We start from the raw sequence: 21525 nt of genomic DNA, 5'->3' as shown, positions 1-21525 counted from the left end.
AAAAAATAGTTAATTATAATTACTTAATTCCAAAAAATTATAATACTTTTTAAAATCACCTCAGTTCGAGATAAGAATGTCTCCTAACTGGTAGGTTTCAGGTTTGATTTTTTGAATATTGACTCATTAGTAACTCATATTACAAACAAGAAAATCAATAAACATCACATCTATTTCTTGTCAACTCTTTAACCTGACACCCGACACCTGACACCTAAAACCAATCATGTATTTTATTTTTGCGTAACATCAGTTACTTATTACTTATGAGAATAACCCTGACATTACCTAAAATATTATATGAAACACAAGTTTAACCTAGGGTTAATGGTGTAAATTTATTCTATATAAATCAAAATTTAATCAAATTAAATATGAGTAAAGTATTATTAGTTGATGATATGAAAGCCGAACTAGATTTATTGAATCAATACCTGACAGAAGCAGGTTACGATGTAACAACGGCTAATAATGGAAAAGAAGCTCTTGAAATGGTTGATAATAATAAACCAGACATAATCGTAACAGATTGGATGATGCCAGAGATGGGAGGATTGGATTTATGTCGTCAATTAAGGAAAAATCCTAATACAGCAACGATTCCAGTGGTAGCTTGTACGGCAAAAAATAGAGATGTAGATAAAATGTGGGCAACAAAGCAAGGGGTTAAGGCTTATGTTGTAAAACCCTGCACGAAAGATGATTTAGTCAATGCGGTGAAATCGGCTATTGATTCTTAAGTCTTTTCTTTGATTGGAAGATTGGGGTGTTAGGGAAGACGAGTTAGGGGTTAGGGGTTAGGAGTTATTAATTATCAACTATTGACCTTTGCCCTTTTGAAATCCATACACTATATGATATGTCTGAATCTATTTCCATCTCTTCTAAGTTAGAACAATTATTACCGCAACTATTTGAAAATAAAGACCTAAAAGGCGATCGCTACTTAAGATTTCAGTTAGATGCTGGTATTACTGCTTTAATTTCTATTGATGATGTCAGAGAATCACTACTAATTGATAGAGATAAAATTACTCCTGTACCGAAAATGTCTCCTTTTATTATGGGAGTAATTAATTCACGCGATCGAGTTTTTTTCGTAATTGATTTGCCTTTGTTAGTTAATTTAAAGCCGATTTCTGGTTATGCACGAGAATACAATTTGATTATCATTAATGCCGCTCCTTTTATTCCTGATAATAGTTCTCATTCTTCTGAATTATGGATTGGTTTAGCGGTGCATAAGATAGAGGGTATCACTAGAACCGAGCAAAAACCAATTAAAAAGGATTTTTCTACCTTATCATCTTCAGAAAAAAGCCTAGAAGAATATATTAATGGCTGGATTATTGAGCAAAATCAAACTTTAGTAGTTTTAGATTTAGTTAAGATAGTTAAGAAAAGTTTTTAATATTGATTTAAAACTCTTATATTTAGTTAAAATTCATACATAAAAAAATGATTAGTCCCAATTCTACTTTTCCCCTACAAAACGAATCTTCAGAAAAAGAAGATATTTCTTTCCTGCAACCTTCAGGGCAAAATAAGCCAGAGGGTGAAGATATTATCAAAAAGGGGGGAACTTTTAGACAAAGACTATTAACGACAATCTTACCCACTACTTTAATTCCTTTAATTGTTGCTACTTCTATAACTGTAAATATCACGAGCTACAGAGCAGAAAGAGATGAGTTAAATCGCCTAGAAGAAATTGCTATTTTAGGTGAGGAGATAACGGGAGGATATTTTCAAAATGCCTTAAAGCTAAGAGAAGAATTACAGACAAATCCCTTGATTATTCAGGCAATAGAAGATAGTAGCCAAATTGTTGAATCTCAAGGATTATTGCAACAGTCTATTCCTCAGTTAGAAAGTAATTTTGCTCAAAATAAGTTATTGACACCGAATGTAACTCTTAATAATTATCTTAAAGGATTATCTCAAAGTCGGGGTATCTCAGAAATTATTATTACTGACCCCAATGGCTTTAATGTTGCTTATAGTTCCACTCCTAGTGATTTTGTGCAAAGTGATGAGCAATGGTGGCAGATAGGTAGTAAAGAGGGGGAAAAAATTCTTGATTCGGTATTAGATGAGTCAACCAACACCGTTGTGGTTGAGACGGTAAGCACCTTAAATGAATCGAACAATGGGGCAGTGTTAGGAGTTGCTAAGATTAGTGTACCAACACAAACTTTACAACAAACTTTGACTAATTTTTTAAATAGAGAAATTGTAGGTACAACAGTATTGCAGATTATTGATGGTCAAACAGGAAATGTATTAAATTCGATCGCACCAGAGACTTTTAATATACCGAAGGAAGAAATTGTTGGGGGTGAGGTTGTCGCTCAGGTGGGCAAAATCATGTTAGAAAATCAGTCGAATAATAATCTCCTTGAATTACAAAATCAATTAAACCAAATACCAAATTTATCAAATGTAGATTTAAGAGAACTAAGAAAAGCACAAGATTTGACGGTGCTAACTTTTCAGTTGAATGGACGATTTTTTAAAATGTTGCCTATTCCTGAAACTAATTTTTTAGGAGTAATTTCTGTTGATCAAAGTGAGATTTATCGAGAGGGAAATCAATTAGCTTTTATTTTTGGTTCTCTTACTTTTTTCTTAGCCATTCTTGCCATTGCTAGTATTATTCTTTTAGCACAAAACTTTTCTGAACCTCTAATCAATTTAACTAATAAAGCGAAAGAGGTAGCACAAGGAGATTTAGAAGTTGAGGCAACTTTAGAAGGAACAGAAGAAAATCGTATTCTTGCTTATAATTTTAATGGTTTAGTAAAACGGGTAAAACAACTTATTCAAGAACAAGAAGCGATCGCCAATCAACAAATAGAAGAAAAAGAAAAACTAGAAATGGGGATTTACCAACTACTAGAAGACTTACAAGATGCAGTAGATGGAGATTTAACGGTGAGAGCAAGTTTAAGTTCGATGGAAATGAGTACCGTCGCCGATTTGTGTAATGCTATTCTCGATAGTTTACAAGATATTGCTTCTCAAGTACAAAAATCTAGTAAACAAGTAATTTCCGCTTTAGAAAAAGATGAACAATCCATCAAAGAATTGACTAAAGAGGCGATCGAAGAAAACTATAAAACTATGGATACATTAGTATCAGTAAAAAATATGTCAGAAACTATCGCCAAAATTGCACAAAGTGCGAACCAAGCCGCCACCCTTGCAGATGATGCTTATTCTGCCACCGAAGAAAGTTCCAAAGGTATGGATGCAACGGTAGATACTATTGTTAGTCTCAGAAATACTGTAGGAGAAACTGCAAAAAAAATGAAACGCTTGGGGGAATCTTCTCAAAAAATTTCTCAGGTGGTGTCTTTAATTGAAGAAATTGCTTTAAAAACAAACCTTCTTGCCATTAACGCCAGTGTGGAAGCGAGTCGAGCAGGAGAACAAGGGCAAGGTTTTACGGTGGTAGCGGAACAAGTTGGGGCATTAGCGGAGCAATCTGCCTCAGCAACCAAGGAAATTGCTAAAATCGTAACAGAAATTCAAAGAGAAACCCAAGAAGTAACCAATGCAATGGAGTCTGGTACAACCCAAGTAGTAAGTACAACCCAAGTAGTAGAAGCAACAAAACAACAATTAGAACAAGTTTTAACTCGCTCTCGTAATATTAACCAGTTAATGCAAAGTATTTCTCAATCCACTGTCTCTCAGGCTCAAACATCCCAAACCGTACAAGAATTAATGGAACAAATAGCCAACCAGTCAGAGGAAAGATTAGACTATTCACAAAAAATTGTGGAGTCAATCCAAGCCACATCACAAATTGCTCAACAGTTAGAGTCGGCGGTAGAGCAGTTTAAAGTCAGCGAGGAAAATACCGTCATTAATTGAGTTAGATATAGAATCTTCGATTATTTTTATTAGGAATTAGGAGTGCGTGAACAATGTTATAAATCATAAAAGGAGATAATGTTAATGCTTTGGCTACGATGAATGGATTTATTTGTTTTTTCATTAGTGATAAATTCATCAACTTGAAGTAACTTAGCTGATGCAATATGTAAAGAATCCATTGCTCTGTACCATAATTACTAGCTTCCTCTAATGCTTTTTTTATTATATTTTCTAAGTCTGTAGCCCAATAAAATACTGCTTCAAAATAAGTTTGATAAAATTCTATTTCAGCTTGTTTTTTATTATAAATAGCCTTGGGTAATATTTCTAATTGAATAAAAATACTAGAAGCGAACTCTCTTTCTGAATCTTCTAATACTGATAGGGCTTTTTCTGCTAATTTTCCTTCGCCCCTAGCGGCAAAAATTAATACCCCTGAGTCAATAAAGGTCTTTTTCATAATTATTGGATTAACTTTGCCAGCATTCTCCTTGTCTCTTTTTTTTCTATTTCCACCTGTTCAGCAGTTAATAAAGGTTCTCCTTCAGCGATAATTTTTACTCTAATTGCCCTTAATTTTTTCCCCAATGACGACGATGGTTGTTTTTTTGATTGATAGGTCAATTTTTCTGTTGAATAATTATTTTCAATATAACTAGCTATTTCTTCTAATTTGGAGGTAGTAATTTATCTAAATAGTTATTAATTTTTTCTTTAATTTGCAATTTTGTCATTGGTTTTTCCTCCTAAAATTTGATATTTTTATCTTAGTTCACTCTCTCGATAAAATGTTCTTAAAATAAGTTACATAAATTAATTATACTTCCGATTTTAAAATGAAATTGCCATTCCAGTGCGATGCCAAAGGCACAACTACGCTGCCCGCACTTACCCTCACATACGAAAAAACTAAATAAATCAATAAAAAAATGGATCAAGAACAAATAAAAATGAATTTCCTCGATGAAGCCGAGGAGTGTTTTGATAGTATTGAATCTGCTTTATTGCATATTAGTTCTACTGTTGCGGAAACGGAAAAAATAGACTTAGCGTTAAGGGCGGCCCACTCAGTGAAAGGGGGAGCGGGGATGATGGGATTTATGACTTTAAGTGAAGTTGCCCATCGTTTAGAAGATTTTTTGAAAATTTTACGGGTACATTATTACTCGACTAATATTGATGTTGCGATCGAAACTTTATTATTACAAGGCGTAGATCAAATGCGTCACATCAGTGATTTGCATCGTCATGGATTAGAGATAGACGAAAATTTAAGTCGAGATTTGGAGATTATTTTCACGGGCTTACAAGAATATTTAGGAGAACTTACTCCAGAAGATGAGGATTTTTTGTTTACTCAAAATGAACAGGTTGATTCGGCTTCTTTGATGTTTGAGGAAGGGGCGCAGGCTATTATTGATAATTTTGCTCAGTCGATGGAAAATTTATCGGTCGAGGAATTAAAATTTGCTTTGCAATCCACCTGTGAACAACTATCCTTCTGTGCTCAGTTAGCGGAATTAAACTCAGTTATAGAGCTTTGTCAATCTATTCAACAACAAGCTGAAATTATTGAAACGGAAAATATTAAAACTCTTTGTGATGAAGCAATAAAGTCTTGGCGACGCACTCTTGCTTTAGTTATGCGTGGTAGTTTAGATAAATTACCTTCTAGCTTAGATGTCTCTTTTATGCCCCCAGAGGAAGATTTAGTTAGTTGGGATGAAGATGATTTATCCTCCTTGACGGATGCCCTTGATACCGTTACCACAGCAAACTTATTTTCTCCAGAAGAAACATTCGATGAAAATGATTTATCTTCTCTGAGTGATGCCCTCGATAACTTAACTTCTGAGGAAATATCCTTGGAGGAAGAGTTGGTAACGAATGACAACCGAGAAGATACTGAGGAGTTGTTAATACCCGAAGAAGAATTAGCCTTATTGGAAAACGCTTTATCTGAGGCAATTAGTGAAACACCTGAAGAAATTAATACCCCCGTTGTTAATCAAGCAAAGCCCACTATTTCCAAAACTTCTAGCCGTCAAACTGTCAGAATTTCCACAGAACAGATTGAGCAGTTAAATAATTTATTTGGCAAGTTAATTTTAGAGCGAAATCGGGTCAATTCCCATTTAGAGCAATTAAAAAACTTTGTGGAATTGATGAATCAACGGATGAGTAAATTAGAAGATTCTAATCGCCTTTTGCGTGATTGGTACGATCGCACTTCCATCGCAGATTTAATTACCGTTGCCCAAGGGGTTGGTATTGCCTCAAAAAACCTTCCCAGTAGTCCTTTAAATGAACAGTTTGACGCTTTAGAAATGGACAGATACACTGATGTTCATTTGATTTCTCAGGGGCAAATAGAGACGATTGTACAGTTAAAAGAGGTGGGAACTGATATTAACTTGGAACTGCTGGAAGTAAACCGAGGCATGCAAGAACTAAATCAAACGATGCGATCGCTGCAAAAAAATGTAACTCAAATTCAAATGCGCCCTTTCAGCGACTTAGTTAAAGGCTTTCCCCGTTTGATGCGAGACTTAAGTATTCAATATCATAAACAAGTAAACCTCTCCATTGAAGGAAAAAACACCCTGCTCGATCGCACTTTTATTGAATCCCTAAATGCACCTATGGTACATTTAATTCGCAACGCCTTTGATCATGGAATAGAATCTCCCCAAACTCGTCAAGAAAAAGGAAAAGCCACCATGGGGAACATCAAATTAAGTGCCGTCAACCGAGGAACAAAAACCATTATTACCATTGAAGATGATGGGGCAGGAATTAACTTGGACAAAATCAGTCAAAGACTCCAAGAAATGGGTTTTAGCCCAGAGCAAATACAGCAAATGTCCTCTCATCAACTGGTAAATCATATATTTGACGCTGGTTTTAGCACTGCTGATCAAGTTACCGAATTATCTGGGCGAGGAGTGGGGATGGATGTGGTACGCACCAATTTACACGAAATAGGGGGAGAAATTCAAGTTACCACCAAGATAGGAGAAGGGACAAAATTTACTTTAACTGTGCCTTTTAACTCTTCTATTTTGAGGGTGATGATTGTCGAAAGTGCGGGGGGATTTTTTGCTATACCTGTCAATAGTGTGCGGGAAGTTCTTAACCTTTCTTCAGAAATAGAGCAAAATTCTCGACAAATAACTTGGCAAAATCAAACTATTCCCCTCACATCCTTAAAAGAAACTCTTACTTTCAATCGCCCCTATCAATCTCGGCAAATATCAGGTAATCCCATCATCAATCAATCTGTAGCCATCGTTGTCGGTGAAGGAAATAACCTAGGTGCGTTAGAAGTAGAAAAATATTGGGGAGAACAAGAAGTCACCATTCGTCCTATTGAAACTTATATACCCTTACCAGAAGGTGTTATTAGTTCCATGATATTAGGAGATGGGCGAGTATTACTTTTAATTGATCCTATTTCTTGGATTCAATCTTCTATCACAGAAGAACAAACTTCTATCCCTTCTATTCCTCCTACATTTGCCGCTCCAAATACCAACACAATTCTTATTACCGATGACTCTATCAATATTCGTCGTTATCTTGCCTCTACTCTGGAAAAGGCAGGTTATCAAGTGGAGGAAGCCAAAGATGGACAAGAAGCAGTAGAAAAGCTATTAAGTGGCTTATCTGTTCAAGGGATGATTTGTGATATTGAAATGCCTAACCTAGACGGTTACGGAGTTTTAGAGGAAATCAAAGGAAAACCCGAATTTCAGTCTTTACCCATTATCATGCTTACTTCTCGCAGTAACGAAAAACATCGTCAAATAGCTCTTAATTTAGGGGCAAGTGCTTATTTTTCTAAACCTTACAACGAGGGGGAATTACTCGAAACGATCAAAAATCTCATATTAAGCTAGTTTGCATTGCACAAGGCAAGAGGCAAAGTTAAAAGGGCAATGGGCAAACCCCCCTTTATCGCTGGGGGCTGTTTCATTCTAAAATTTTTTGGTTAAGGCAGGGAATACCTGAGTTCGGAGTTCGGAGTTCGGAGTTAAAAGTAATAATTATTGACAAAAAAGCTGAATAAATTGATTTTAAATGAGTTTTTCCTAAATTTAATAATTTTTTATTCCAAAATTGGCTCGATGATAACTCGAGGGCGCTTTATTTTTCGATACTTTTTTCATCGAACTCAGGTAGGGAATAGGCACTCTTGCAATAGTTTTTAATGGTTTATGGTTATAAATTGACAATCTCAACATTTTTAACGACTTCTTAATCCTCAAAGCTCTAAAACCCTATATTCTTTTACTGGCAATAGTTTTAGCGTTTTTGTATTTCTACTTTGAAACAGCCCTGCCCTTTATCGCCCCTAACTAACTCCGAATTCATCTTCCCTGAAACCTGAAACCTGAAACCTTATCTCCCTCTCCCTTCATCATCTCATCTTCCTAACTCCAAATTCATTTGTCAAATTTAAAATGTATTTTTAATGAGTTTATTTATATATAAAAAATAAGATTCAAATATTATACTTAAGTAGGTTATTTAAAACTTTAAAAATTCGATAAAATTTTATGTTATAATTGGTGTCTAATTATATTTTTTTAAACAGCAATCATCCATAGTTTTAGATTAAAAGAAAACACATTAGTGTTGCTAAAATTTATTCTTTTTCTCTTAATCTTTATTATAAAAATTTTTTCTGATTAGATAGAGATCCTGTAATCTCTTTTTATATTTTCAATCTTTTGAGTATTTTTACTTATCTCAAAGTATTTTTGTTCTGTTCAAATTTCATGTTTTGAATTAAACTTATTTATTTTATTTTTATATCCAATGAATCAAGAATATCCTCCTTTGGAAATACTAAGGAAAATTTGTCAAAATCAACAAACTGGACATTTACAAATTCAAACAAATTACGTTAGATGGAATATTTATTTAGTGGAGGGTAAAATACAATATGCCCAACATAATTTACAGTTTATTGAAACTGTTAAAAATTACTTAATACATTTACAAATTCCTATTGCTAATAATATTTGGTCTAATTTAAGAAATCCTAGTAAACCGTTTTTATTACTTGCAACTGTTCAAGAATTGTTAGAACAAAATCAAATCAATAGGGGGCAAAAAAATATTCTATTAAATAAATTAACAGAAGATGCGATCGAATCTTTTATTTGTTTACCAGAAGGACAAACTAAATGGGAAGTTAATAATAATCTATCATTAATGGAAGCACCAAAGATATTCGATGATGAGGGAATAGAAGGTACTCAAATCATTGACTCACTCAAGGGGAAAATTAGTCAATGGCAAAAACTAAAACCCTTCATTTCTTCCCCCCATCAGCGCCCTTCTTGCCCAAATATAAGTCTGTTATCAACAAAAGTACCCGGGGGAACTTTAAACATTCCTGTCTTACAAAAACTTGTCAAAACCATGACAGGAGAAAGTCTGAGAAATATTAGTTTTCTGCTCAAACAAGATGATTTTAAATTGGCTCAAGTATTATATCCTTATATCAAACATCGCATCATTATTTTAGATCCTCCCAAATCCCCCCTTGATAAATTACCATTAATTCCGTCTGTTAGTAACCTTTCCTCTCTTCAAGTGCGTAATGTTAGGGGAAATTATTTCACAGAAAAAGCTGAAAATATATCTTCTTCTGCAAAGTCAACCATAGTTTCTTCTACCAATACTGTCAAAAATAATCTTCCCGTTTCTTCTACGATTAAACCATCTCCTTCTATTGGTTCTAAAACTCATAAAATTATTTGTATTGATGATAGCCAAGTAATGCTAGACACCATCAAGGATTATTTAGGAAGTGAAAATTATGACACTTTGACGGTAGCGAATCCCATGCAGTGTTTACCATCTTTGTTTGCCAGTAAACCAGACTTAATATTGCTGGATTTATCCATGCCAAATATTAACGGTAATCGTCTTTGTCAAATCTTGCGTAGCAGTCCCACTTTCAAGCAAGTTCCTATAATTATTGTGAGTGGAAATATTAATATGTTAACTCAAGAAAAAATAGAAGCGATCGGAGCTAATGACTTCTTACCCAAACCATTTACGAAAGAAGAATTATTAGTTATTGTAAATAAATACTTATTATAGGAATAAATAAATATTATCATGAATATTACTTACGACATCCCTCTTGTAATACTTTCTGCGATCGTTGCTGTGGGAGCGGGTTTTTTTACTATTGAAATGTCCAATGAAATAGTTTTAAATAAAGGTATTGAGCGTTGGACTTGGTTAATTATCAGTGCTATTACTATGGGTATGGGTATTTGGGGTATGCACTTTATCGCTATGACTGCTTTTTCAATGGGGGTTGAGATTAGCTATGATTTTTTGATCGTCGTAATTTCTCTTTTGGCGGCGATAATAGGCTGTGTACAAGGTCTATATATTATTACTCAACCATTAGTTAACCTGAAAACCTTAATAGCGGCTTCTATTACTATGGGGGTTGCGATCGCAGGAATGCACTACATTGGTATGGCAGCCATGAGAGTTCCAGGAACCATTAATTATGATCCGATCATTTTTACTTTATCCGTGATAATTGCTATTGTTGTCTCCTTTGCGGCGATGAAGATAGTAATTAGCCTAAGACAAATGAAAAAGAATTCCCGTTACTTCTTATATAAAGTAATCGCTTCTCTAATCATGGGAGGAGCAGTTCTTTCTATGCACTACACAGGTATGGCCGCCGCCAAATTCAAAATTGATGTCGGCTCTTTATTATCACTATCACAGTCTAACCTTTTGGATGCGCAAGTAATTGGCTCTTCCGTTGGTATTACCGTAATTGGGATGTTTGCCATTATTTATATAGTATTATTAAATGCGAGTTGGAATCGTTCTGTTTAGAATAATTGCCTATTAATTAATTAAAAAGTAATTATGAATTAGCAATTAGCAATTAAAAATTATCATTTCTCTATCGTGAAACAGGCATCTTGCCTGTAATTTATTCATTGTGTTATGACGATTCAAACTCTTAATCTTACTCCTCAACTTTATGAATATTTATTATCCGTTTCTTTAAAAGAAGCATCTATTCTCAAGGAAATAAGGGAAAAAAGCTCAACCCACCCCCTCAGCAAAATGCAAATAGCTCCAGAACAAGCACAGTTTATCTCTTTATTGGTAAAATTATTAGGGGTTAAAAAGATTCTTGAAATAGGAGTATTTTTCGGTTACAGTTCCACTGCGATGGCATTAGCTTTACCCGAAGATGGACAACTCATCGCCTGTGAGAATAATCCCGAATTTGCCGAAACTGCCCGTCAACATTGGCAAAAAGCCTCTTTAGAAAACAAAGTCATTCTCCGTTTAGGTTCAGCTTTAGAAACCTTAGACGCATTAAAACAAGAAGGATATAACGAAAAATTTGACCTCATCTTTATCGATGCCGATAAGAGTAATTATTATAACTACTATGAAAAATCCCTTAATTTATTAAGAAAAGGGGGATTAATGATTATAGATAACGTATTGTGGCATGGTAGAGTTGCCAATCCTGAAATTAACGATAATCGCACCAAAAGAATGAGAGAATTTAACCGCAGATTGTTTGAAGATGAAAGAATTGAATTGAGTTTACTTCCCATTGGAGATGGATTAACCCTTGTAAGAAAGAGCTAAATGTTTGTTGAATTAATTAGGCTTTGACTGAATTGACGTAAAGCAACGCTTGAACCCTTTTTCCATGCCAATTCAATATAATGAGGTAAAATATTCTTCACATCTATATCAGGAAATAAACGACTTTTATCACTGTCTAAATAACTCTCATTTCCCCAGATATAAATAATCAAATTTTCTTGACGATAAATCCATAACTCAGGAATTTTTAATAATTCATAAGCCTTAATGTCGGTTATAGAGGTAAAATCTACTTCTATAGCTAAATCCGGTGGAGGGTCAACAGTTAAATCGATTCTTTCTTTTCCTAAGATAGCTTCCATACTGTCAACATAGAAACAAGTATCAGGCTCTAAACCAGCTTTCAAAGGCATTTTAAGGGTGATAGGATCAAAACCTTGCCAATCTTTCCCTTGATGATTCAACATAATTTTCACCAAATCACCAAGAATATTAACACGATTTCCATGACTGGGTAAAGGCGACATAAGACGGATTTCTTGGGTGATAGCATTAAAAGATAACTTAGGAAGCACCCTCTCTTGACGAATTTCTAATAATTGCTCATAATCCCACCATGTTTGATGGGGAAAAATAACTTCCTTACCAGCTTCTAATATTAAGGTACTTTCATCTACGGTAATTAGCATTATTAGTTTTTCATCCGTATTATTATTTCACAACTTTAGCTATTATAGAACCTAACACCTAAACCCTAACACCTAAAGCATTAGGCCTCGCTTTCGATTTGTAAGAATAATAATCCCATTACAACAGCAGGCATAACTAAGCCAACAGCAGGAACTAAAATGGCAGGTAAGAAAGAAGCAGCAAAATCTCCAAGAATCATTTTTTTATTTTCCTATACTAAAAAAAGTTAACCTAGATGGATATTACTGCTAAGTTTAACCAAAAAGAATCAAATATAAAGATTCTTAACAAAAAAATGTGAATAGACTCCGATCAAGTTAAAGTAAGCTAAAAATACTTAATTATTTGATAACCAATTTAAGGAGATCGTATAAAAAACAATGAGTATAGACGTAGTAAACCACGGTGGAGATCCCCAAGTAGGAAACCTCTCTACTCCCGTTAACGGATCTGCTTTTACTAAGGCTTTTATTAATGCTTTACCTGCATACCGCAAAGGTTTATCTCCTAACCGTCGTGGTTTAGAAGTAGGTATGGCTCACGGTTACTTATTATATGGACCTTTTGCCGTTTTAGGTCCTTTACGTTTAACTGAATATGGACCTACTGCTGGTTTATTAGCAACTATCGGTTTAGTTTCTATTCTCACCATTTGCCTATCTATTTATGGTGCGGTGGGAGTAGGCAAACCTACTGAAACTTTGACCACCCCTGAAGTACCTATGGACTTAGCTACTAAAGAAGGTTGGAGTGAATTTGCTGGTGGCTTTTTGTTAGGTGGTTGTGGCGGTGCGTTTTTCGCTTTCTTCCTCTGTCAAACTCCCCATTTACAACCTTTAATTGAAGTTGCTAGTAACATTTGGTCTTCATAATATCGGTTAATTACTGTTAAAATTCAATCCCTCTCCAAAATTAAGAGAGGGTTTTGTTTTTCTATCGGTTTAGAACATCATTTCTATGGGATACAGCCCCGACAATCGCTCCAACTTCGTCAATTAAATTTTGTTGGATACCTAACTCTTTGAGAGTATTGATCAAATTTTCTGCAATCGCATCAAAGTGAACATCTGTTAAACCCATATTATCCACTAAATGTTTATGGGATTCTCGCATATCTCTACCAGAAAAAGTATCAGAACCTCCGAAAGCATAGGTCATAAAAGCCTTTTGATGAGCTTTTTGTTTCTTCATGTCCGTGTTGGCAAAGAAATAGTTAACTCTATTATCCTTTAACACTTTATCGTAGAACTTATCAACGGCAATATCTACAGCTTCTTTACCGCCTAATTTTTCATATAAACTACTCATTGATGGAATACTCCTTTTTATTGATTGCTAAATTGCTATTTAGTGATTATTAATATCTTCTCATATTTATAAGGAGTATAAATGAATAAAATGCAATAAAAGTATGTTGATAATGTTTATTTTGCATAAAATCAAAAAAGTATTAAAAATTAGACTGTAACCTTTGATTTATAAGTATTTCTGTAGATTAATGATTCCTCCCTTAACGAAAAAAAATTTGTTACTTTCCCCAATATAAAAGAAGCAATTGCCAGAAGTGCCAAAACCAAATATGATACAAATGATATTAGTTTTAATGATCAACGATGCCCTTTGCCAAAATCTTAATTGCGAACCGAGGTGAAATTGCTTTAAGGATTATTCATAGTTGTGAAGAAATGGGGATTGCCACCGTAGCGGTACATTCTACCATTGATCGCCATGCTCTTCACGTTAAATTAGCTGATGAGAGTGTTTGTATTGGACCTCCTCCCAGTAACAAAAGTTATTTGAATATTCCTAACATTATTGCCGCCGCTTTAACTAGAGGTGCAGAGGCAATCCACCCAGGTTATGGATTTTTGGCAGAAAATGCCCGTTTTGCTCAAATTTGTGCTGATCATAATCTTCAATTTATTGGCCCTTCCCCAGAGGCAATTATTGCTATGGGCGATAAATCCACCGCCAAGAAAACGATGCAAGAGGCAGGTGTACCAACGATTCCGGGTAGTAAGGGTTTAATTACGGACGAGGAGGAGGCCGCTAGAGTTGCCGCCGAAATTGGTTATCCTGTGATTATTAAAGCCACTGCTGGTGGTGGTGGTAGAGGAATGCGTTTTGTCTCTGATGAAACAGAATTAAGTCGTTTATTACGAGCCGCCCAAGGAGAGGCGGAAGCGGCTTTTGGTAATGCAGGAGTTTATTTAGAAAAATTTATTGAGTTACCTCGCCATATCGAGTTCCAAATATTAGCAGACAGTTACGGAAATGTGGTTCATCTAGGGGAGAGAGATTGTTCTATTCAACGTCGTCATCAGAAATTGCTTGAAGAAGCCCCTTCTCCTGCCCTTAGTGCTGATTTAAGGCAGAAAATGGGGGAAGCCGCCGTCAAAGCCGCTAAATCGATTAATTATGTCGGTGCTGGTACTGTAGAATTTTTGGTAGATAAGTACGGTAATTTTTATTTCATGGAGATGAATACCCGTATCCAAGTAGAACATCCTGTAACAGAAATGATTACTGGCTTGGATTTAATTAAAGAACAAATTGCGATCGCACAAGGGGAAAAACTAGCTTTTACTCAAGAACAAATACAATTGAAAGGTCATGCGATCGAATGTCGAATTAATGCTGAAGATCCTGATCATGATTTTAGGCCAAATCCGGGGAAAATTATCGCTTATTTACCACCAGGAGGCCCCGGTGTGAGGATGGATTCTTTTGTTTATCCTGATTATGAAATTCCACCTTACTATGATTCTTTAATTGGTAAATTGATTGTTTGGGGAGAAGATAGAGAAACGGCAATTAAGCGGATGAAAAGAGCCTTAAGAGAATGTGCTATTACGGGGGTACAAACTACTATTAACTTCCACCAGAAAATTCTCAACAATCCTGAATTTTTAGCGGGGAATGTTTATACTAACTTTATTGAGCAAAATTTATTGAAATAAAAAGGATTCGATTCGATCGCACCTGATACACTAATTACATCAGAAATATTCAAACCCGCCCGTTATCTCGGTAACGAATTGGGGGCATATCATCCTCTATAATATCATTAACACACAACCACAGCAGATGAGAGATCGCACTTTAATACTTTTTAAATTACCTAATAATCAAGATTAAAATACTAAAAATACCCCCGATTTAATACATCATTAATATTCAAGTCATTTTTGCCTATTGCTTTTTCAATTTGATTTAAAAATCTAGCAAAGACATCAGCAGAAAAAGGATATTTTTCAAGGTAATTTATAAAATAATCTCTATGTTTTAATCTATTTTTATAACTACTAAATTGACTGCGAATATTGGATGATATACGTTTAGCTTTTCGCAAAATAAGTATCTCATCAATAGCAGTTAAAGAAGAACTAATGGGAGTCATATCTAACCATTCACAAATTAAAAAATATTTAGCACCGGGTACACTATTTTTAACATCTAAAGCAGTTGCGGCACCTCCTTGAAACATCGTTTTATCTAAATTAGTTTTACATTCTGCAGCTACATAAGCAATATTACTTGTTAAAGAAATACTATCTCGAAAATCATCATAGTGTGATGTTTGAATAAAAATTTTTCTGCTAATAGCAAAATCTTGATCTTTAGAACGAATATTCACTCCTCCTCCTTTATAAAGATTAGCAATATTTGACTCAAATAATAAAGAAGAGAAACATTGAGTTGGTCCAATAAATATACCCTTATTCACTAAAAATTCAGAATAAATATTATTAATCAAAATTGGTAAAAATTCTTCAATTATAGAATTATCTAATTTTAATTGTCCTTTTTGACGATATAAAAAATCATTTTCACTATCAAATATTAAGTCAACATCAATATATTTTTTATATTCATTCAATTCTTTGATCATTAAATCTAAAGTATTAGCATCATTATTGATATTTATCAATTTATTACGCCAATTTTGATACTCATTAATTGTCTTTTCGATTCTTAACATATCACTTTTTGGCAATTTTTCATTATTTAATAATGCAAACAGTTTTTCTCCGTGAGGTTTAGGTAAATTTATCATATTTTTATTACTGATAATTATAATAAGGCGAAGGATTTACTTCATCAATCATATTAATTGCAGATTGTATATCTTTTTTTACATCATTATTAGCTTTCAAATAGGCTAATTCTAAAAAATTAATTGCTAATTGTTTAACCTGTTTTAAATTAAAAGTTTCAGCTTCAACTTTTTTTGAATAAAAATGTAAAATATCTTCTTTGATTATTCTACCAAATCGATTCATAAATTCCCTTTCCTGTCTTAAAACTAAATCTAAACCTAAAATTTGGTAAGCTATTTGAGCAACTAATTCACCATTAAAAAAAGAAACTCCCCTAATATTAGATTGTTGTCCTACCACAAATATTATTCTACTATTAGGAGAGCAAATACGCAAAATTTCTTGAAAAGTTAAAGCAATATCTAAACAATATTGAATCACTGTTAAAAACCTATTACTTCGATGTTTACGATTAGAGCCAATTTCTGATTTAGCTATACTTAAAACATTCCAACCTAAAAATTCGGCTGATTTTCTATATTGTTGATGATAATTAAAAACATTAATATAAGGTGGTGAAGTAATCACAAAATTAACACTGGAATCTTTGAGAGGAGTTTGTCGAGAATCTGCATGATAAATTTTGATTTTTTTCTCTGAATATGGTAAATTTAAAATTAAGGATGATAACTTATTACTTTGATTATGAATATCAGAAATATCTAATTTTTTATTATCAAAATCTAGGAAAATTATTAATGCTTCATAGAAAGATTTAAGCAAAGCTGAGTCAGAAAATGATTGACCTAAATTAAATATCTTTGACTTTATTCCTTCTGATGAATAATTCTCATCAATATTATTAAAAAGTGGTAAACTATTATCTGGTAATTTTTCATTTAATTTGTTTAAAAATATATCAATAATTTCTTGTCTTTGTGTAGGTAATATATTAATAAATTGATATAAACTAGAAAGAGTATATGCTGAGGGATTAATTTCTGTTCCGTATGCTTGTAATCCTAATTTACTAGCTTCAGAAATTACTGTTCCACTCCCTAAAAAAGGATCAAAAATAATACTATCTTCCTTAGAGTATCTTTTTAGCAAAACTTCTACAAATTGAGGTGAAAATTGTCCTTTCCATGAAAAAATATTACTTCTATTTTTGTTTTCTATATTGAGTAATTCTTGAGAGATATTTCTATAATTAATAGGTATTTGATGCAGAATACTAGATTGTAAAACCATCGATTAAGATTAGATTATCCTTAAATTCAAACCTTGTTATGATTTATGATAACTTATACTGATAACTAATCTGATAAAACTTTAAAATAAATAAAGTAACTCTCATATTTTAGAATTAAATTAATAATGTCGATCGCATCTGATACACTAATTACACCAGAAATATTTAAACCCGCCCGTTATTTAGGTAACGAATTGGGGGCAAAACATAAAGACTTTGACACCGCAAAAGTTAGATGGGTATTGACTTATCCTGAAGTTTATGAAGTAGGAGCGTCCAATTTGGGGCATATTATCCTTTATAATATTATTAACGCACAACCGCAACAAATGTGCGATCGAGCTTATTTACCTGCCCCCGATTTAGCCAGCAAGATGAGGGAGAGAAATATCCCCTTATTTGCCCTAGAAACAAAAAGAGACGTTAAAGAATACGATATTTTAGGATTTAGCTTAAGTTATGAGTTAGGAGCGACAAATATCTTGGAAATGCTGAGTTTAGCTCATATTCCCTTAACTTGGCAAGAAAGAAAAGACACCGATTACCCCTTAATATTCGCAGGAGGGCAAACTGCAACCTCAAATCCTGAGCCTTATGCTGACTTTTTCGACTTCGTGGCATTAGGTGACGGGGAAGAATTATTACCTGAAATCGGCTTAATTATTGAAGAAGGCAAACGAGACAGGTTAACCAGAACAGAGTTACTATTAGATTTAGCTCAGATACCCGGAGTATATGTGCCTCAATTCTACGATTTACAAGCCGATGGTAGCGTTAAGCCTAACCGTGATGATGTACCTGAAAGGGTATTAAGAAGAGTTGCCACACCTATTCCAGCCTATTCTATCGGTTTAGTTCCCTATGTGCAAACGGTTCACGATCGCCTCACGATAGAGATTAGAAGGGGTTGCACCAGAGGATGTCGTTTTTGTCAACCGGGGATGTTAACTCGCCCTGCAAGGGATGTTGAGCCTGATGAGGTGGTAGATAGCATCGTAGAAGGGATGAAACAGACAGGATTTAACGAATTTAGTCTATTATCTCTCAGTTGCTCTGATTATCTCTCATTACCTGCCGTGGGCATCGAAATTAAAAACCGTCTCCATGAGGAAAACATCTCCTTATCCCTTCCCTCCCAAAGAGTCGATCGCTTTGATGAAAATATTGCTAATATTATCGGTGGTACTCGGAAAACGGGCTTAACCTTTGCTCCCGAAGCAGGTACACAGCGAATGCGCGATATAATCAATAAGGGTTTAACCAATGAGGAATTATTGCGGGGTATTCAAACCGCAGTGAGGGAAGGCTGGAATCAGGTAAAACTCTATTTCATGATTGGCTTACCGGGTGAAACCGATGCGGATGTGATTGGTATAGCGGAAACCGTCAGATGGTTGCGTCAAGAATGTCGTCATCTCAGCAGTAAGCGTCTCAATTTCAACATTACCATTTCCAACTTTACCCCTAAACCTCATACTCCTTTCCAATGGCACTCCGTTTCTACTTCCGAATTTATACGCAAACAAATCCTTTTAAAACAAGAATTCAACGGAATGCGTGGAGTTAAAGTCAATTACACTGATGTGCGTATTTCTGCCATTGAAGATTTTGTGGGGAGAGGCGATCGCACCCTTGCTCCTGTAGTACGTCGTGCATGGGAGTTAGGGGCAGGTATGGATTCATGGTGGGAAAGCATCGATAAGGCTTATGGTGCATGGAATCAAGCCATTGAAGAAGCAGGTTTGAGTTGGAAATATCGTCAAGTGCTTCAGGGCGAATGGAATATATTTGACGGTTTACCCTCACCCCTAACCCCTCTCCCAGAGGGCGAGGGGAATACCCTCACCCCTAACCCCTCTCCCAAAGAGCGAGGGGAATACCCTCCTGTGGAGGGGATAAGAGGGGGGGTTTACGATGCCCCTTTACCGTGGGATCATTTAGATACGGGTATTGAGAAGCAATGGCTAAAAGAAGACTTAGAAAGGGCATTACAGGAAGCCACTGTGCCTGATTGTGCCTTTGATGGTTGCAGTAGTTGCGGTGTTTGTAGCCCTGATTTTGGTCATAATATAGTGGTAACGCCTCCTCCTATTCCTGACTATTTAGGAGATTTTCAACCCAATCAAGAGAAAGCCCAAAAAATTCGGGTTTGGTTTGGTAAGCAGGGGGATATGGCTTTAGTTAGCCATTTGGATTTAGTTAGACTATTTGACAGGGCTGTTAGAAGGGCAGGTATTCCCATATCCTACACAGGGGGATTTCATCCAGGACCGAAAATTTCCATTGCCCTTGCTTTATCATTAGGGATGACGAGTAATGGGGAGATAGTGGATTTTGAAAATCATACCCCCATAGACATAGAGGAATTTAAGCAGAAATTAATTGCTCAATTACCCCCACAATTACCCATCTTAGCAGTGGAAGAATTACCCGTTAAATCTCCTAAAGCTACCCAATTATTGAATAAAGCTGAATATTTAATTACCCTTTCTAGTGATAATAAATATAGCCTATCTCAATGGCAAAATTGGATTGAAGATGTGAAGAATTCTTCAGAAATTTTAATGTCAAAAACTGATAAAAAAGGCAGGAAAAAAATGGTAAATTTAAGGGTTAATCTTGATGATATTTCTTTAGTAAAAAATGATGATCAAGCAACAAATACCATTAAATTAAAATATCTCGGTAGTGCTGTCAATGATGGCTCTTTATTAACTCCTGATCATGTTTGTTATATGCTAGAACAAGTTAGCAAACAAGATTTAACCCTCATGAAAGCCCATCGGGAGAGGATTACTTTAGCTGATTATATAACTCAATAAATATTTTATTACTTAGTAGAAATCTATTTAACATTACAGCCAATATGGCTGTTTTTTATTTTTAATTAAATAATAGTAATTTTAAATACTATTTAAACAATGTAACTTGATTTTGTATTGGAAAATTAGATTAATATAAAAAATTCTCAGTGTAAAATTATTTGAGCAGGATTTTTAATAACTTCAAGAATATAATTAGACAATATAAACTAATCCATGAAAAATATCACTAAAATTTAAACAAAGAATTAGATAATAATGATGAATAATTTAAAAATAGTTAATTTGTATATTTATCCTATTAAATCTTGTCAAGGAATCGAAGTTAAATCAGCACAAGTTACACCAAAAGGTTTATGTTTAATCAATGATGCTTATAATTATACCATTGGAGATCACCGAAGGTGCGGCGTAGCCGATCGCACTTTTATGTTAGTTGATGAACAAGGTAAATTTTTAACTCAGAGGGAATATCCTCAGTTAGCAACTATAAAAGTAGATATTAGTGATAATAAACTAATTTTAAGTAGTGAAAATAATGATATTTCGCCCTTTGAATTAACTATTTTAGATGATGATATTCACAGAAAAGTGACTGTTTGGCGAGATGAAACTATGGGAATATATCAAGGAGAAGAAGTAGCAAAATGGTTTAAAAATGCTTTAAAATTAAATATTAATTGTTACTTAGTCAAACAATCTTCTCAATATATTCGCCCTATTAATAATAAATATAGTTTAAAAGATAATCAACCAGTAAGTTTCGCAGATGGGTTTCCTTTTTTATTAACAAATACTGCTTCTTTAGCTGAATTAAACCATCGATTAAAAGTGAAATATCCCCAAGATAATATACAAATCCCCATGAGAAATTTTCGCCCCAATATTGTTATTGATACAGATACTCCTTTCATTGAAGATACATGGGAAGAAATTGAAATTAACTATATTAAATTTAAGTTAGTTAAACCTTGCAGTCGTTGTATAATAACTACAACACATCAAAAAACGGGAGCAAGAAATCTTAATAAAGAGCCATTATTAACTCTTAGTAATTATAGAAAAACTCAAGATGGAATTATGTTTGGCCAAAATATGATAGCTTTATCAGAAGGTGTCATTCATACTTGGTGATATAAGAGACTTCTTATGGAAGTTAAGTAAGACAAAAAGGGGGGAAAATAGACTATTTCTCTTAATAAAGTAATTTTAATTTTGC

The 21525-nt window shown here is 34.2% G+C and carries 17 protein-coding genes; 11 read left to right on the top strand and 6 right to left on the bottom strand.

All coding sequences use genetic code 11. The features are described 5' to 3' along the window. Positions 1-374: 374 nt before the first annotated feature. The 3 genes from Dongsha4_RS01590 (at position 375) to Dongsha4_RS01580 (ending at position 3879) form a co-directional block, all read left to right on the top strand. The gene (locus Dongsha4_RS01590; protein WP_330204037.1) at positions 375-740 is read left to right on the top strand and encodes a response regulator; all 366 of its coding nucleotides are present in this window, start codon (positions 375-377) and stop codon (positions 738-740) included. Positions 741-859: 119 nt separating this feature from the next. Further along, a complete protein-coding gene (locus Dongsha4_RS01585) occupies positions 860-1411 on the top strand; it encodes a chemotaxis protein CheW (protein ID WP_330204036.1) in 552 nt (183 codons plus the stop codon). Positions 1412-1458: 47 nt separating this feature from the next. Next, positions 1459-3879, top strand: a complete 2421-nt coding sequence (locus tag Dongsha4_RS01580; protein WP_330204035.1) for a methyl-accepting chemotaxis protein — start codon at positions 1459-1461, stop codon at positions 3877-3879. Between the two features lies 1 nt (position 3880). On the opposite strand, the gene Dongsha4_RS01575 is transcribed toward Dongsha4_RS01580, so the two are convergent. Then, entirely contained in the window at positions 3881-4342 is a 462-nt protein-coding gene (locus tag Dongsha4_RS01575; protein WP_330204034.1) for a hypothetical protein, read from the bottom strand. Between the two features lie 469 nt (positions 4343-4811). Here Dongsha4_RS01575 and Dongsha4_RS01570 point away from each other — a divergent pair, with 469 nt between their 5' ends. The 4 genes from Dongsha4_RS01570 (at position 4812) to Dongsha4_RS01555 (ending at position 11541) form a co-directional block, all read left to right on the top strand. Then, the gene (locus Dongsha4_RS01570) at positions 4812-7781 is read left to right on the top strand and encodes a hybrid sensor histidine kinase/response regulator (protein ID WP_330204033.1); all 2970 of its coding nucleotides are present in this window, start codon (positions 4812-4814) and stop codon (positions 7779-7781) included. Between the two features lie 922 nt (positions 7782-8703). Then, positions 8704-9999, top strand: a complete 1296-nt coding sequence (locus tag Dongsha4_RS01565; protein ID WP_330204032.1) for a response regulator — start codon at positions 8704-8706, stop codon at positions 9997-9999. 18 nt (positions 10000-10017) lie between these two features. Then, a complete protein-coding gene (locus Dongsha4_RS01560; RefSeq protein ID WP_330204031.1) occupies positions 10018-10764 on the top strand; it encodes an MHYT domain-containing protein in 747 nt (248 codons plus the stop codon). Between the two features lie 114 nt (positions 10765-10878). After that, entirely contained in the window at positions 10879-11541 is a 663-nt protein-coding gene (locus Dongsha4_RS01555; RefSeq protein ID WP_330204030.1) for a class I SAM-dependent methyltransferase, read from the top strand. Here the strand turns inward: Dongsha4_RS01555 and Dongsha4_RS01550 are convergent. Together Dongsha4_RS01550 and Dongsha4_RS01545 are read right to left on the bottom strand one after the other, a co-directional pair. Then, positions 11538-12194, bottom strand: a complete 657-nt coding sequence (locus Dongsha4_RS01550) for a Uma2 family endonuclease (protein WP_330205371.1) — start codon at positions 12192-12194, stop codon at positions 11538-11540. The genes Dongsha4_RS01555 and Dongsha4_RS01550 overlap by 4 nt on opposite strands. 77 nt (positions 12195-12271) lie before the next feature. Then, complete coding sequence (locus Dongsha4_RS01545) at positions 12272-12391, bottom strand: photosystem I reaction center subunit VIII (protein ID WP_015220963.1); 120 nt, start codon at positions 12389-12391, stop codon at positions 12272-12274. A gap of 187 nt (positions 12392-12578) precedes the next feature. Between Dongsha4_RS01545 and Dongsha4_RS01540 the strand changes: the two genes are divergently transcribed. Further along, positions 12579-13064, top strand: a complete 486-nt coding sequence (locus tag Dongsha4_RS01540) for a photosystem I reaction center subunit XI (protein ID WP_330205370.1) — start codon at positions 12579-12581, stop codon at positions 13062-13064. A gap of 61 nt (positions 13065-13125) precedes the next feature. Here Dongsha4_RS01540 and Dongsha4_RS01535 read toward each other — a convergent pair whose 3' ends face one another. Then, a complete protein-coding gene (locus tag Dongsha4_RS01535) occupies positions 13126-13500 on the bottom strand; it encodes a group 1 truncated hemoglobin (RefSeq protein WP_330204029.1) in 375 nt (124 codons plus the stop codon). A gap of 305 nt (positions 13501-13805) precedes the next feature. Here Dongsha4_RS01535 and accC point away from each other — a divergent pair, with 305 nt between their 5' ends. Continuing rightward, positions 13806-15152, top strand: coding sequence for an acetyl-CoA carboxylase biotin carboxylase subunit (accC, locus tag Dongsha4_RS01530; protein WP_330204028.1), 1347 nt, complete (start codon positions 13806-13808; stop codon positions 15150-15152). Between the two features lie 182 nt (positions 15153-15334). On the opposite strand, the gene Dongsha4_RS01525 is transcribed toward accC, so the two are convergent. After that, positions 15335-16249 (bottom strand): Bpu10I family restriction endonuclease, encoded by a 915-nt coding sequence (locus tag Dongsha4_RS01525; RefSeq protein WP_330204027.1) that lies wholly within the window; start codon positions 16247-16249, stop codon positions 15335-15337. Between the two features lie 7 nt (positions 16250-16256). Further along, entirely contained in the window at positions 16257-17483 is a 1227-nt protein-coding gene (locus tag Dongsha4_RS01520; RefSeq protein WP_330204026.1) for a DNA methyltransferase, read from the bottom strand. Positions 17484-17609: 126 nt separating this feature from the next. On the opposite strand from Dongsha4_RS01520, the gene Dongsha4_RS01515 reads away from it, so the two are divergent. Beyond that, positions 17610-20306: a TIGR03960 family B12-binding radical SAM protein gene (locus tag Dongsha4_RS01515; protein ID WP_330204025.1), complete on the top strand. Its 2697-nt coding sequence runs from the start codon at positions 17610-17612 to the stop codon at positions 20304-20306. Positions 20307-20567: 261 nt separating this feature from the next. Next, positions 20568-21440: an MOSC domain-containing protein gene (locus tag Dongsha4_RS01510; protein WP_330205369.1), complete on the top strand. Its 873-nt coding sequence runs from the start codon at positions 20568-20570 to the stop codon at positions 21438-21440. Positions 21441-21525 lie beyond the last annotated feature (85 nt).

This window comes from Cyanobacterium sp. Dongsha4 (assembly GCF_036345015.1).
Classification (GTDB): domain Bacteria; phylum Cyanobacteriota; class Cyanobacteriia; order Cyanobacteriales; family Cyanobacteriaceae; genus PCC-10605.
Note: the sequence above shows the minus strand (reverse complement) of the source record. Positions and strands in the feature narration are given on the sequence as shown.